Origin of the sequence: Photorhabdus australis DSM 17609, from assembly GCF_000711895.1 — a bacterium.
In the GTDB taxonomy this organism is placed as follows: domain Bacteria; phylum Pseudomonadota; class Gammaproteobacteria; order Enterobacterales; family Enterobacteriaceae; genus Photorhabdus; species Photorhabdus australis.
Genome location: NZ_JONO01000051.1, coordinates 19,824 through 35,077 on the forward strand (window position 1 = coordinate 19,824; position 15,254 = coordinate 35,077).

Below are 15,254 nucleotides of genomic sequence, written 5' to 3' on the forward strand. Positions count from 1 at the left end.
TGAACGCAGCCAATAAAGCAGCAGCTTGAAAGATGAAGGGTATATCAGAATAAAAACAAAGAGGAACAGACATGAAGATACTGAGTCTACGGCTAAAAAACATTAATTCATTACAAGGTGAATGGAAAATTGATTTCACAACAGAGCCGTTCGCCAGTAATGGTCTGTTCGCAATAACTGGCCCTACCGGGGCAGGTAAAACCACCTTACTGGATGCTATCTGTCTGGCGCTTTATCACAAAACACCACGCCTGATGGCAATTTCTACCTCACAAAATGAATTAATGACCCGCCACACAGCAGAATCACTGGCTGAGGTTGAGTTTGAAGTGAAAGGTGTCGCTTATCGCGCTTTCTGGAGCCAACGGCGAGCACATAATCAGCCCGATGGCAACTTGCAAACGCCCAAAGTCGAACTCGCCTGTAAAGAGAACGGTAAAATCCTGGCTGATAAAATTCAGGATAAAGAAGAGAAAGTCACTGAAATTACTGGATTGGATTATGGCCGTTTCACCAAATCCATGTTGTTATCCCAAGGCGACTTTGCCGCTTTCCTCAATGCTAAAACGAATGAACGAGCTGATTTACTGGAAGAATTAACCGGTACTGAAATTTACGGTATTTTATCCCAGCAAATTTACCAGCAACATAAAGAAGCACAATCAGAACTGGAGATTTTGCAAGCCAAAGCATCTGCCATTGATTTACTCACTGAAGAACAACATCAACAATATCTGGAACAGCAACAACAACTCGCTAATTCTGAATTACAACTGAATCAGCAGATAAAAACACGACAACATTCAGAGCAATGGCTAATTCGTGAGGAAGAGCTACAGAAGCTTGTGACTGAAAATAATGCCTCTTTACAGCAAGTAGAAAAAGCACTCACCCATGCAGAACCACAACTGCAAAAACTGGCAAACAGCGAACCAGCAGAAGCACTTCGTCCATTATTAGATGACAAAAACCGCACTCAATCTGAACACCAGAGAATTAATAAGCAGTTGGAAGATATGCGTCAGCAACTTCATCAACAGCAGCAGACTTTCACACCGATACAGCAAAAAGTGACTCATGCAGATTCTGTCAGAGAAGCACATCAACAACATCGGCAGCAACAAGAAAGACTGATATCAGAACAAGTGATTCCATTAGATCATCAAATTGATATTCAGATTAAAGATCTTAATCTTACTCAACAACATATTAGCGAACAAAAAACAGAATTTGAAAAAGCTGATCAACAATATGACGCGGCAACCCAACATTCCCTGTCATTAACCAGCCAAAGAAAACAACTGGAAAATTATTTTGATCAACAACCTCATCATCAATACTTCGGTGAAAAAATTACTTTTTGGCAACACCAATTCTCCTGGTGGCAAGAACAGCAACAACAGATTAATCAGTTGGCCCAAAAAGCAGATAAATTCACGACTGAGCTAACACAATTCAACGATAGTCTGAATAAGCAACAAAAAGATCTAAAACAACAGATTGAAAATAGCCAACCGCTGAAACTGGCGTTTGAACAAGCAGAACAGCAAATTTTTAATCTGCAAAAGCAATATTCACAGGAAAAATTAAAAAAACAATTCATTGAATATCAGCAAAAACTGACTCTACAACACAAATTAGAGGTATTGTCCCCGCAGATCCTGCAATTACAAGCAGCTATTGCCAGTAACAATATTCGCTTACAACAACCGGAAAAATTATTAAAAGAATTGCCTATTCAAATTGAAGCTGTTAATAAACAACTTTTAGAAAAACAGCAACATCTGGAAGATCTTTCTCAACGTATCCAATTAGAACAAAAGATTGTCAGTCTGGAAAAAGAACGTGCACAACTAAAGGAAGGGGCCCCTTGCCCTCTTTGTGGTTCTGAACATCATCCTGCTATTCAAATTTACCAACATATTAAATTACCAAAATCAGAACAACGGCTAAAAGATTTACGTCAACAATCTGAACAGTTGCAAACGACCAAAATATCGCTGGTCAATAAAAAAGAACTTCAACAACAACAATACAACCATATCTTGCAAGAAATTGCAGATGCTGAACCACAACTGAATTCATTGACTCAACAATGGCAACAAACTTGTGAAATATTACAAACCGAAATTTCACCGTTAGATAAACCAGCACTTGAAGCATTTGTGCAACAAAACCAATCTGCTTATCAGCGTTACCAAGCTCAATTAACCGAATTTGAACTAGCAGAAAAAGAGTATCAAAAAGCAGAAAAAACACTGACAGCTCATCAAGAGCACATTAAAGAAATTGAGCATAGAGTTGGACTGGATAAACAACAATATAATGCCCGGAAAATATCTCTGTCTGAATTGCAACCAGAGATACAACAGCAGCAGCGTAAACTAACTGATGTTATTGAAAAAATAAACTCGGAATTACAAGAATATGATTTACCACTGCCAATTCTAAATGATGCAGAAAACTGGCTACAACAACGTAGAAATGAGTGGCAGATATATCAAAACTGCCGGGAAAACTGGCAACAGCTCCAAAAAGAACAAGCTGTCGTTCAAAATCAGATTGAATCGTTGAATAAACAGAAAGAAGAATACACATCCTGTTTAAACGGGCTTCATCAAAAAGAGCAGCAACAAAAACAGCAACTCGAAAAGGCACAACAACAGCGTCAAGCACTATTTGGTGAGCAATCCGTTGCAAAAATAACCCAAATATTACAGCAACATTCTCAGAAACTAGAAGAAGAATACAAACAGGCATTGTCACATTTGCAACAAGCACAATCTCATATTAACCAACTCACCGGTGCAATTTATGAGATAGAAAAAAACTGTAACCAAGCTGAACACCAAAAACAGCTGGCAGAACAAAACTTCAATTCTGTGTTAGAGAAAAGCATATTTGCCAATCAGAGTATTTTTGAAGCCGCACTATTACCGCAAGAACAACGCAAGGAATTGCAACAACTCAAAGAACAACTCGAACAACAGCAGACACAAGCTAAGGCTCTGTATCAAAAATCAGCAGAAACCTTGCAACAACATATGAAAAATCGCCCCAAATTGCTTAATCAATATACAAAACCTCAACTCATTGAACAGTTGGAAAACATCACTGAAGAGTTGAAAAAAAATACATTACAACAAGGGGAATTGAGAAACCGGCTTAGTCATGATGCAGCACGTCGTCAACAGCAAAAATCTTTATTGGAAGAAATCAACCATTGCCGACAAAATTATGATGACTGGAGCTACCTTAATAACCTAATTGGCTCAGCCGATGGCGCTAAATTCCGCCGTTTTGCCCAAGGTCTAACTCTGGATCATCTGGTTCATCTTGCTAATCAACGATTGGAAAAACTCCACGGACGCTACTATTTGCAACGCAAAAATAGTGACGGACTTGAACTATTAGTTGTTGATACCTGGCAAGCTGATGCCATCCGCGATAGCAAAACACTTTCCGGTGGCGAAAGTTTTCTGGTCAGCCTCGCGCTAGCTTTAGCTTTGTCTGATTTGGTCAGCAATAAAACCTGTATTGATTCACTATTTCTAGATGAAGGCTTTGGCACACTTGATCCAGAAACCCTCGATATTGCTCTCGATGCTTTAGATAATTTAAATGCTTCTGGGAAAACGATTGGCGTCATAAGCCACGTCGAAGCCATGAAAGAACGTATTCCTGTACAAATTAAGGTGAAAAAAATTAACGGACTTGGGATAAGTAAACTCGCACCTGAGTTTCGTTATACCCAATAGATTTCAAGATGCATCGCGACGGCAAGGGAGCGAATCCCCGGGAGCATAGATAAACTCTGTGACCGGGGTGAGAGCAGCCAACAAAGAGGCAACTTGAAAGATAACAGGTATAGATTATTTTTTACTGACATCAACGATACGATCCTGTGTAGGATAAGCAACAGGTGATTTCTCAGCGAAATATTTCACCACAGCATCAACATCCGGCACACTATATACAGGATCTGTCCCCTCTTTGAATACAGAGAAACTACTTCCCCCCATTGCCAGATATTCGTTAGCTGCCACACGGTATTTTCCACTTAATTCAACGGGCTTACCGTTGATTTTCATCGAGCTGATAATCACACGATCGCCAGCGGGTTTAGCACTATCCCATTGATATTGAAAACTGTTAGCAACTGCCAAAACCTGCGGGCTCGAACGATCCCATTGTTGTTCCAGCAAACGTTTAATTTGCTCACCTGTCAGAGTTTGAGTCAGCAATACATTGGAAAACGGCTGAACAGTGTAGATAGCATTGTAAGTTACATCACCGGCAATCATGTCAGCACGAATACCGCCTCTGTTCATAAATGCAATTTGGGCACCGCCACTCTCTTTTGGTGTCGCGGTATACAAATGCGCATCTGCAATCACTTTACCCAGAGAAGACTCACCAGAACTATTGATTTTCCTATCCAGATTGCGCTCTAACTTACCAATCACCCTGTTTTCCAACGGTGTAGCCACGCTTTCATATGCATTCAGTACATTAGTCACTGCTGAATCTTTCTCATATTTAAGGTTATCAACCCAAATATTTTTCGCTTGAAAATCAACAATATCTTTAGTTGTTTTGTCCAGTTTCAAATCCAAAGTAGTTATTAACGAACCGTTAGCCTGTGCAGACGTGACTGGCCTACCGTTAATCACACAGTTATATGCCTGATGCGTGTGACCAGTAATGATGAAATCAACTTCCTTATCCAGTTGGTTAACAATGTCCAACACTTTACCGGTTAGATCATTACAAGCATTCACATCAATATTGCCGCCATCATATTTCTGTGCAGCACCTTCATGAATTAACACCCCAATTGCTTTAACACCTTTTTTCTGTAACTCAGGAACTAATGCGTTAATGGTCTTAACTTCATTAGCAAAACTTAGACCTTCAGTTCCTTTTGGCGTTACGATCTCTGGCGTACCTTCCAGGGTCAGGCCAATAAAGGCAACTGGAATACCTTCGAACTTTTTAATGACATACTCAGGAAATAGAGTCTTACCCGTTTCGTTAACTGTTACATTTGCTGCCAGATACTGGAATTTCGCCCCAGTAAATAAGTTTGGTCCCTGACACCCCGTTACCGGATGGCAGCCTCCATGCTGTTTACGCAACAGCTCATCTTTACCTTTATCAAATTCATGATTACCAACAGCAGTCGCTTCCAAACCGGCCAGAGACAGAGCTTCAATCGTTGGTTCATCATGGAATAAAGAAGACAATAATGGGCTGCCGCCAATCATATCGCCAGCACCAACCACAATATTGTTAGCTTTTTCTTTCTTCAGCGCTTTAATCAGCGTGGACATATGTTCAATGCCACCCAGCCCGTTTGGACCCCGCGCTTTCAATGCACCATGAAAATCATTAATAGCCAGAACACGAACATCAACTACACCGACCTCATCGTGACCGGGTTTAGTAGCACATCCTGCCAATAAAGCACTACCAACTGCAACACCAAGAAATTTATATTTATAATTCATTATGTTAACCCTTGGTATTAGACTCACGCTTCGGACAATCAATCACTTCGAATTCTTTGCTATAGCAAACATAAAATTCATCACGATTGATCTGAATGGTTTTACCCTTCAATGACGGATTATTTTCCTGGAGGAACTTGATTAACTGTTCGTTAGATAGGCGACTATTTGGTAATACCAACCCATTGAATAATTCCTGCTGTTTACTGAAAAATTGATTTGGCGTTTCAAACGCACAGACTCCATGCTTTTCCCATTCGCCTTGCAGCAAATCTGCGCCTGGAGAAGTACACAGATAAGGTTTAATCACCTGATAATCCAGTTGTGGCAAATCTCCCTTGCATAAACGTGGATGCTTGCGAACATCAGACCAGTCACGGCACTGATCCAGTGTTTTCCCATCACAAGATTGCGCCCACAAGCCATGAAGTATCCAGGCAAATTTATTTTCCGAAAAACATTGCAGTTCAAACTTTTCATATTCACGCTGCGATTTGGCAATCTTGTTACTCTTTTGCAGACGCTTAATCTCTTTCTTTTTACCGTCACAAAATGCCGGAGAATAGTTAATCGCTAATTTGAAATAATCTGTAGCTGCTGTTGCGTTCTGCCCATAACGGTCATTTTTTGCAATGTGATCATAATTTGCCGGCGGATTAGCTGGCAGTAAACAAGAAACCTCTTCCTCCAATTGTGATTCTAAAGCTTCAATCACTTCTGGTTGCTTCGCACAACCGGCAATCAACAAAACGAATACTACCGATAATAATTTAAAGAAACGCATCATCATTCCTTACGGGAAATCACTTCCCTGCTGTGGGTAAAAAAGCAAAAACCTGCCCAAATAGAGGGCAGGTGGTTATTAAAATTATTTTTTTTCAGTGAGATCAATTTGATACACCGAAAAACCAATATCATCATTTTCCAGATATTTCACTGGATATTGGGAAAACTCTTTGATGAATTTCACGGCTTTCTCTCCGGGAGACGTTTCGAAACGGATATCCAGTTTCTTGTCAGTTTTGATCGGCATAATGGACCAATTATTATTCACTTTGGTCTCGACTATCCCTTTTTCTTTAGACACTTTGGCAATGTAAGAAGCCAGGATAGTGCGATTCTCATCCGGTGATGCAAATGCAATATTGTTTTCACCTGTACCCGCAAATTTACCGCCATACGCACGGTAGTTATTGGTAGCAATCAGGAAATTAGCTTTGAGATCAATCGGTTTCCCTTGATAAGTCACATCCTTAATACGGTTAGCCCCTTGATTGATGACCTGACAATCCACGTCATATTTAGCGGGCTGAGTTATGTCAATTTTGTAATTCACACCACTAATCGTATCGAAGTTATAAGTACGGAAACCACTCCAATTCAATAGATACTGGGGTTGAGTGGAATTTGGATCGATTTGGTTATACATGCCGGCAGAACATTCCAACCATTCAATCACATCTGCACCAGTTGCCTTCACAACAACCAACGTGTTTGGGTACAGATACAGATCCGCAACGTTACGGAACGTCAAATCGCCTTTCTCTACTTCAACAAAGTCGGCAGGGGCATTCTTACGACCACCGACTTTAAACGGAGCCGCTGCGGCCAGGACAGGAATATCGGCTAAATCAGGATCACCCTGAATAAAATGCCGAGTGTAATCTGCCTGAGCATCATTCACGATCTGCACAGTGGGATCACTTTGGATCAGGGCCAAATAGCTGTACATATTGGCAGAAGCTTTACCAATAAATTTGCCAACAAAACTCTGAGTTCCCCGATGGGCTTCATCGATAATTTTGACTAATTCACTATCGCGTTCAACTAATGCCTTTTTATTTATTTTGTCATAAATCGGACGTGCTTCAGCTTTTGCTTCCGTCACCTTCCATACCCCGCCATCATTATTAATAACCAGATCAACAACGCCCAAATGATCTCCCCACTGACCTGGCATAACTGCCGGAATACCGTTAATTGTGCCGCTGGCAACATCAACGCCTTTAATGCCCGCAAATTCCTTATCTGGGAATACACCATGCGCATGACCAAACATAATCGCATCAATGCCTGAGACTTCACTCAAGTAATAGACAGAATTTTCAGCCATTGCTTTATAAGGATCTTTAGAAAAACCAGAGTGAGGAATCGCAACAATCAAATCTGCACCCTCTTTTTTCATTTGCGGAACAAATTTTTTCGCCGTTTCAGTAATATCGTCAACCACGACTTTTCCATTCAGATTGGCCTTATCCCAAATAGAAATTTGTGGCGGTACAAAGCCGATATAACCGATCTTAATAGTGTGAGCTTTACCATCCCGATCTTTAACCTGTGTATCAACGATAATATAAGGAGTGAAATAGTTCTTACCGGTTTTAGCATCCAAAATATTGGCATTGATATACGGGAATTTCGCCCCTGCAATAACCTTCTTCAAATAATCCAGGCCAAAATTAAACTCATGGTTACCAAAGTTACCCACGGTATAGCCCATCGTATTCATTAACTGATGTGCAGGATGAACTTCTCCTTCTTTAAGGCCCTTGGCTGCCATGTAATCTGCTAGTGGACTGCCCTGAATCAGGTCACCGTTATCGACCAGAATGGTGTTGGTGGCTTCTGCTTTGGCTGCTTTAATTAAATTCGCTGTACGTATCAAACCAAATTGTTCAGTGGGTTTATCTTTGAAGTAATCGAAATCAATCAAGTTACTATGAACATCAGATGTTTCCATTACCCGTAAATCAACGGTTGCAGCATTGACATTGAATGCGACCAATAAGGCTAATGTTGAGACTTTCGACACATTCTTAACCATTTCACACCTCTTTTTAGATTAATGCAGGAGAGCCTCGATGACTTTCCTTACAACTTTCAACTTAGAAGTACAGACACGCTTCTATTACCAAAATAGTCTGTTTTTATGTTCATAAGCTGGATTATCACTGCATGCATCATCATATTCCGTTGCAACGAACAAACGCAGGCTATTGTACTGAGAAACTGAAAAACGTTTATCTAAACCAACAAGGTAAGCTTGTTTTTTATAATTAAAGGTATTCGCATTTCCATTACACAGAGACTCCCCCGCATATCCACACTAAGGCAGACCTTCATTCAGGAGAAATTGACACAAGATACTAGGGCTTAACTCTGCGATTCGCTATCATGCTGCCTTATGTTTGAGATGCTCACCGATTAAATGAGCAAAAATATGGGGTAACTTCATGTTGTGGTTCAAAAATTTAATGATTTACCGTTTAAACCGGGAAATTTCACTTTCTGCGGATGAACTGGAAAAACAATTGAGTCCGTTAGCATTCACCCCATGCGGTAGTCAGGATATGGCGAAAACAGGCTGGGTGCCGCCAATGGGTTCGTACAGTGATGCCTTCACTCATGTTGCGAATAATCAAATCCTGATTTGTGCCCGCAAAGAAGAAAAGATGCTGCCTTCACCGGTTATCAAGCAGGCATTACAGGCAAAAATTGAAAAACTGGAAGGAGAACAACATCGTAAGCTTAAAAAAACAGAGAAAGATTCTCTGAAAGATGAAATATTACATACTCTTTTACCGCGAGCATTTAGCCGATTCAGCCAAACTTATATTTGGATCGATATCGCCAATAATCTGATTATTGTTGATGCTGCCAGTGCCAAGCGGTCCGAAGATAATCTGGCATTACTGAGAAAAAGTCTTGGTTCTTTACCGGTCGTTCCCCTGACATTTAAAGACCCGATAGAATTGACACTGACAAAATGGGTACGTTCCGGAGACTTACCGACGGGATTTACTTTAATGGACGAAGCCGAACTAAAAGCCATTTTGGAAGAAGGTGGCGTAATCCGTTGTAAAAAACAAGACTTGATCTCTGACGAAATTGCCACCCATATAGAAGCAGGAAAATGTGTGACTAAATTGGCTCTTGATTGGGAAGAGCGTATTCAGTTTATGTTATCAGATGATGGTGCTTTTAAACGCATAAAATTCAGTGATACATTGCGAGAACAAAATGATGACATTGACCGGGAAGATTTTGCCCAACGATTTGATGCTGATTTTATTTTAATGACCGGTGAATTAAGTGCGCTGATTAAAAGTACCATTGAAGCATTAGGGGGCGAAGCAGAAAAATAACCAGACAACTCACACAATAATCGCCAGTCTATTGCTCGTTTTCCCCTTACTGGCGATAATATCTATCTGTTTAAGAACCAATAATAACGTTAAAGCTATTTACGGTAATCCGCTCAATCCAATCAAGGTATGCAATGAATTCAGCTAAAAAAGGCTATCAACCTCCTTTCTCAATTACAGCTAAAATGATCCAATTAGTTGCTGAAATCAGTGAAAATATCGGGCGGTTAAGTACAGAACAGGAACAAATAAAAGCCTTGCGATTAAGACGTATCAATCGGATACGAACAATTCACGGCTCACTGGCAATTGAAGGTAACTTACTTGATACAAGCCAAATCACAGCCATTCTTGAAGGAAAACGAGTTATTGCACCTATCAGTGAAATACAAGAAGCGCGTAACGCTATCCTGGCTTATGAAAAGCTCACCCATTGGCATTTCACATCAGAGCAACACTTACTGGAAGCCCACTATATTCTGATGAAAGGATTACTAAATAATGCTGGCAGTTACCGGCACAGTGGCGTCGGCGTGATGGATAGGGAAAAAGTTATCCATATGGCGCCACAGGCAAACCGGATTCCAAAACTCATGGGTGACCTTTTTCACTGGTTAGGCTCTACTGATATTCATCCACTTATTACCAGCTGCATTTTCCATTATGAATTTGAATTCATTCATCCGTTTGCCGATGGAAACGGCAGAATGGGTAGATTATGGCAGACATTAATTTTAAATCACTGGAACCCATTATTTGAATTTATTCCCGTTGAAAGCCTGATTTACGAGCATCAAGCTCATTATTACCAGGCAATTAATCTCAGTAGCCAATTAATTGATTGTGCGCCATTTATTGAATTCATGCTGCATATGATCCGTGATGCAATTCTGACATCTACCCATCAAGCTACCCATCAAGCTACCCATCAAGCTACCCATCAAGTTAAACAATTAATCATGGTATTGAAAGGAGAAATGCACCGTGAACAACTTCAATTAGCACTTGGATTAAAAGACCGTAGCTCATTCCGTCAACGCTATTTACAACCCGCACTAAAAGCCGGATTAATTGAAATGAGCCATCCAGAAAAACCTAGCAGTCCATTGCAGCGCTACCGTCTGACAGAAAAAGGATTAAATTTAAAACAACAATAAATTAACTCACCATGAATTTTCATCTCATATAAAATTAATTATTACTTAGCTCTAATGAATATAATGTTACCGTTGAAGGTTTTGCACCTCTATCTACCAATGTTAATTTATTATCAGCAATAGACACATTAATTTGGTTAATGACTTCTGGTGGTGTCATTTGTTCCAGCGATCCACCTTCTTGAATACGATAGGCTTTAACGTTAAATTTTTTATAATTGATATGGTTAATGACTACGGTAACGCCATGGTCGCTATCAGTATAATCACGACTTTTAACTTTCAACAGATTACTCGGAAATGGCTTAACAGGATCATGTTGCACGACCGCATTATCAACACTGATGGTTGTCGGATCAACGCCACCAAACCATTTATCCTTACTCCAATTATCCGTTAATTGATCCAGTAATCGCCCAGTATCCAGATAGTATTGTTGATATAAATAATCAGGAGCTACATTGCCATCAGCAAAATCCTTATCAACTTTATAATTTGCAGCCAAAATATTAATCTTATTGCCTTCATTATTCTCAGTTGCTAAAACCGCTAATCCTGTTGAGAAATCCCTATTACCACTTAAAATATAAGGTGTTTCGAACATTCTGGCAAACAGGTAAAAGGATTGAGCCGAATAGGTACAAAAATTTTTAACACTTGTTTTTTTAGGATTAGGCTGATTATTAAATAAACCGAAAGATGAGCCATCTCCCCGATAATAATAGGCTCTGTCGGCTTTTATATATTGCATATAAATAAATGTGGAAGCAATATATGCCGCATTTTTAATGCTCTGTATTTTTGTATATGTATTTTTTGTCGCAATTGGGCAGGAATTCCATTCAGTACAAAAACTCTCTGCATCGGTAAAACCATAAGTATTCAGCCCCTTTTGGACTGCATTCCCCACATCAATAATGTTTTGTGGATCTCCAGTTTCAACATATCCATGCCAGGCAAAGAAATCTAACGGTACATGATTATCTCTACAATATCGTAAAAACCCTTCAAAATAATCTTCTTTTGATTTATAAACAAATGCAATACCGGCGCCACCTACTTTAACCGAAGGATCAACAGCTTTAATTATTCTTGCAATTTTTGCATATAATTCATAATACTTTTTAGGATCATCATTATTCCAGAAAAAATTTAAATCAGGCTCATTCCAAATCTGCCAGTAGGTTATTTTTCTTGGCAAACCGATTCTGGCATAATTTAAAGAGTAACGATTTACCAACTTGCTAACTAATATTGCATAAATATCAAAATCCTCTGGTATTTCATATCCACCATCAACAGAACGCCCAATACGAAACATTATCTGTCGCTGAATATTATCTGGATTCAGTTCAGCGTTATTATTCATAATGTCACGCAGATAAGCATCAGTCATTTTATAATTAGCCTCTTTTAATGCAAGACTAATATCATTGTTACGCATACCGACAGCAGCATAGGGAAATATGGTTCTGATATTTGAAATATCAGCGAACAGTTTTTTAGCCGCAGGTTTATTTTCTTCTGGAACATTAACCATAATTTGATTGTTATCATTGACTCGATCCGCATGGACATAATTATCCATATCGCCAATACCAAAACCATCATGAAGCCGGATATGGGTAATTCCCATCTGATTAAATTGATCATCTAAATCAGGGAAACCCGGCATTAAAGATTTAGGAACACCATTCAAACCATTAACCTCTTTAAGCAATGATTGATGCCCTGCTGATAAATCTCGGTTATTTTTATTAAATGAAAAAACTTTAGTCATAATAAACCTCTATATTTATTAAGAATTATATTTATATAAATCAAAAACAATACAGGAGAATAAATATATTTCTCTGACAACTCAACAATAATAAATGAATCGAATACATAGAGAATAGTTAAATATAAACTTTAACTACATCCTATAACTCTCAATTATTACTTTTAATTTGTTTAATTAACCACAAAATTACATAGATATGATTATTTCAACAAATAAAATCGACACTATAATTTATATGAAAACAAATATTAAAATATCGCAAATGTATATAATCCAACAAAAATCAACATTAGCAAAAAGCAGAAAAAAACACCCAATAAGACTATACCCTATGGATTTCAAGATGCATCGCGGCGGCAAGGGAGCGAATCCCCGGGAGCATAGAGAACTATGTGACCGGGGTGAGTGAGTGCAGCTAACAAAGAAGAAACTTGAAAGATGACGGGTATATATGGTGAGTAAATTAGATTAATGGACATTACACAAACTCATTAATACATATCGTAGATATATTTAAAAATAATAACTAAACAACCTTAGCAAGCCACTCCTGCAATAACGATATAAATACTATTAATTTTACTGGCGGGTGAGCAAGTGCCCGCAGTAAATAAATATCTTCTTTGCGTCCATCTGGATCATTGAATAAAGGCATAAGTTTTCCAGGATAAATATCTATCGATACCACCCAATTAGGAAAAAGCCCTACCCCAAATCCATTAACAGCGGCCATTCTCAATGTTTCAAAGTCATCACTGAGAAAAATCCTGCTATCATTATTGAAGTTAAACGATCCCTAACGGGATCAGTCAAATATTCTGTTTGATCAAGTTCAACCTGAATTTTAGAATATCGCGTAAATAGTTCTGCCAGCATCATCAATCAGTGATAAACCACGGGTATAGAGCGAAAGAATAGTTTTGTCTCTAGCATCGGCTCAAGGTTGTCTAATTGCAGCCATTGATCATCTTATCGAACAAATTAAAACAGAGTGTCAGTCCTCAACAGGGAAATTTGAGCCAGTTCACAAAAGTTCAGAAAAACTAAAGAAAAAATAGTCAAGTCCGATAAGATATGAAATATCAATTAACTATAAATATATGTGGAGTTACAAGATGAAATATGATCCACGGTTAAAAACATTTGTTGAAGATGATTACAGATATGAGGACCATCTTAACTTTAAGAAACAAATAGAAGATCAAAAATATAACCGTATGCTATTGGAATTGGAAAATCAATTTAAACTAAATCAGGAAGTTATCGCTTTATTGACAGAAGATGAAGCTATAGAATATATGAAAACACTAGATCATAATTTCTATAACTCATGGAAGAATAATATCAAAACTATCTATTCATATACTGATCCAGTTTCATCTTTTGCTGGTAATATCTACGACTCCTTTGGAGTGGCAAGAGTAGTAAATGATTTAAGAAGCTTCGGTGTGGAAGCAACAGAGTATTTTGGTAAGGATGGAAAAAGATATATAAAGTTGTCAGGTTACCCGGGTGTAAGAAATTATTTAAACGCCACAAGATATCTTGCTAATAATCCCCGTATCGTGTCTTTTGGGGTAGGTACACTAGGTATTGAAGCTGGAATTTCCCAAGGTGCTAGATTCGGTATAGTATTCTCAGCTGCATATAGACTAGTTGAGTTAATATTTAAAGATGAATATGGATTGGTTGATTTGTTTGTTAACTTAACAATGGATGGTGCAAAATTAGCTATTTCAATAGGTGTTGCTACGGCGGCTAATACTCTACTGGTTTCTCCACTCTTAGCTGTGGGGGGGAGCCTTATGCTTGTAACTCTTGGCGTTTTTACTATTGGTTTTTTAACTTCTCTTGCTTTATATTGGTTAGATGATCACTTTAAAATCAGTGAAACTATAATTAAAAACATAAAGAATAGAAAGATAAACCCGACACCATACCATCCGGATCAACTTTTTAATATGTGGGGTAGATTAAGTCGTGGATAATACAAATAAAACAAAATTATATTTAGGAATTTTATTAGTTATTTTTATGGCAGTGTTATCTATATTTTTTTCATTGAATGATTATGTCGGTTTTTTTAAGCGTGATAGTGTTATTACATTCTCATGGAAAAGCGCGGGAGCTATTTGGTTTACTCCTGTGTTGATTTATATTGCCTATATTTTATATAGAATCTCCTTGGGTAAGGTGAAACGTCTTAATGGCAAAATAGGAGATTATATTTCATGTGTGTCAATAGCCGGTTTTATCCTTACTCTATTTGTGTCTTTTTATGTTGATGATGAATTAAGATCTGAGGGATATTTAATCTGTAGTAAATCATCATGGATGGCTCCAAATAAGTATGTTAAGGACATTTCACTTTGTTACTAAACATATGCTATTTATGCTTAATTGTGTCGAGTAGCCAACAGGCGACTCGACAGGATTTTATGTTTATTAATAATTTCTATCTTCCCATATGCTGTAAGCAGATGTGCCTGCTGCTATATGATTCCATGAGATGGATTGATGGAAGAAAATATATAAAATTGTCAGATTACCCGGATATAAGGAACTATTTAAACGCCACAAGATATCTTGCTAATAATCCCCGTATCGTGTCTTTTGGGGTAGGTACACTAGGTATTGAAGCTGGAATTTCCCAAGGTGC

The 15,254-nt window shown here is 38.4% G+C and carries 10 protein-coding genes; 5 read left to right on the forward strand and 5 right to left on the reverse strand.

Going from position 1 to position 15,254, the window contains the following annotated elements:
* The first annotated feature begins 71 nt into the window (after nt 1-71).
* Nucleotides 72-3,758 (forward strand): AAA family ATPase, encoded by a 3,687-nt coding sequence (locus BO26_RS14440; protein ID WP_036772493.1) that lies wholly within the window; start codon nt 72-74, stop codon nt 3,756-3,758.
* A 114-nt stretch (nt 3,759-3,872) separates the two neighbouring features.
* Here the strand turns inward: BO26_RS14440 and BO26_RS14445 are convergent, their stop codons facing one another.
* From BO26_RS14445 to BO26_RS14455, 3 genes are all read right to left on the reverse strand, one after another.
* Nucleotides 3,873-5,510 (reverse strand): bifunctional metallophosphatase/5'-nucleotidase, encoded by a 1,638-nt coding sequence (locus tag BO26_RS14445; RefSeq protein ID WP_036772495.1) that lies wholly within the window; start codon nt 5,508-5,510, stop codon nt 3,873-3,875.
* A gap of 4 nt (nt 5,511-5,514) precedes the next feature.
* A complete protein-coding gene (locus BO26_RS14450) occupies nt 5,515-6,300 on the reverse strand; it encodes a ribonuclease T2 family protein (protein ID WP_477707038.1) in 786 nt (261 codons plus the stop codon).
* Between the two features lie 78 nt (nt 6,301-6,378).
* Nucleotides 6,379-8,334: a bifunctional 2',3'-cyclic-nucleotide 2'-phosphodiesterase/3'-nucleotidase gene (locus BO26_RS14455; protein ID WP_036772499.1), complete on the reverse strand. Its 1,956-nt coding sequence runs from the start codon at nt 8,332-8,334 to the stop codon at nt 6,379-6,381.
* A 409-nt stretch (nt 8,335-8,743) separates the two neighbouring features.
* Here BO26_RS14455 and rdgC point away from each other — a divergent pair, with 409 nt between their 5' ends.
* Nucleotides 8,744-9,655, forward strand: a complete 912-nt coding sequence (gene rdgC / locus BO26_RS14460) for a recombination-associated protein RdgC (protein WP_036772501.1) — start codon at nt 8,744-8,746, stop codon at nt 9,653-9,655.
* Nucleotides 9,656-9,789: 134 nt separating this feature from the next.
* Nucleotides 9,790-10,812, forward strand: coding sequence for a Fic family protein (locus tag BO26_RS14465; RefSeq protein ID WP_036772503.1), 1,023 nt, complete (start codon nt 9,790-9,792; stop codon nt 10,810-10,812).
* A gap of 34 nt (nt 10,813-10,846) precedes the next feature.
* Here BO26_RS14465 and BO26_RS14470 read toward each other — a convergent pair whose 3' ends face one another.
* Nucleotides 10,847-12,592 carry a GH39 family glycosyl hydrolase gene (locus BO26_RS14470; protein WP_036772505.1) on the reverse strand — a complete coding sequence of 582 codons (1,746 nt, stop codon included), beginning with the start codon at nt 12,590-12,592 and terminating at the stop codon, nt 10,847-10,849.
* A 529-nt stretch (nt 12,593-13,121) separates the two neighbouring features.
* Nucleotides 13,122-13,328, reverse strand: coding sequence for a type 2 periplasmic-binding domain-containing protein (locus BO26_RS14475; RefSeq protein ID WP_036772507.1), 207 nt, complete (start codon nt 13,326-13,328; stop codon nt 13,122-13,124).
* A 382-nt stretch (nt 13,329-13,710) separates the two neighbouring features.
* On the opposite strand from BO26_RS14475, the gene BO26_RS22235 reads away from it, so the two are divergent.
* Both BO26_RS22235 and BO26_RS14485 read left to right on the forward strand, forming a co-directional pair.
* The gene (locus BO26_RS22235; RefSeq protein ID WP_167332161.1) at nt 13,711-14,583 is read left to right on the forward strand and encodes a hypothetical protein; all 873 of its coding nucleotides are present in this window, start codon (nt 13,711-13,713) and stop codon (nt 14,581-14,583) included.
* Nucleotides 14,576-14,974, forward strand: coding sequence for a DUF1240 domain-containing protein (locus BO26_RS14485; RefSeq protein ID WP_036772509.1), 399 nt, complete (start codon nt 14,576-14,578; stop codon nt 14,972-14,974). Before BO26_RS22235 ends, BO26_RS14485 begins: the two co-directional genes overlap by 8 nt.
* Nucleotides 14,975-15,254 lie beyond the last annotated feature (280 nt).

Coding starts and splice junctions, on each gene's coding strand:
- BO26_RS14465 (WP_036772503.1), top strand. CDS start 9,790: ATGAATTCAGCTAAAAAAGGCTATCAACCTCCTTTCTCAATTACAGCT.
- BO26_RS14440 (WP_036772493.1), top strand. CDS start 72: ATGAAGATACTGAGTCTACGGCTAAAAAACATTAATTCATTACAAGGT.
- BO26_RS14450 (WP_477707038.1), bottom strand. CDS start 6,300: ATGATGATGCGTTTCTTTAAATTATTATCGGTAGTATTCGTTTTGTTG.
- BO26_RS14445 (WP_036772495.1), bottom strand. CDS start 5,510: ATGAATTATAAATATAAATTTCTTGGTGTTGCAGTTGGTAGTGCTTTA.
- BO26_RS22235 (WP_167332161.1), top strand. CDS start 13,711: ATGAAATATGATCCACGGTTAAAAACATTTGTTGAAGATGATTACAGA.
- rdgC (WP_036772501.1), top strand. CDS start 8,744: ATGTTGTGGTTCAAAAATTTAATGATTTACCGTTTAAACCGGGAAATT.
- BO26_RS14475 (WP_036772507.1), bottom strand. CDS start 13,328: ATGGCCGCTGTTAATGGATTTGGGGTAGGGCTTTTTCCTAATTGGGTG.
- BO26_RS14455 (WP_036772499.1), bottom strand. CDS start 8,334: ATGGTTAAGAATGTGTCGAAAGTCTCAACATTAGCCTTATTGGTCGCA.
- BO26_RS14470 (WP_036772505.1), bottom strand. CDS start 12,592: ATGACTAAAGTTTTTTCATTTAATAAAAATAACCGAGATTTATCAGCA.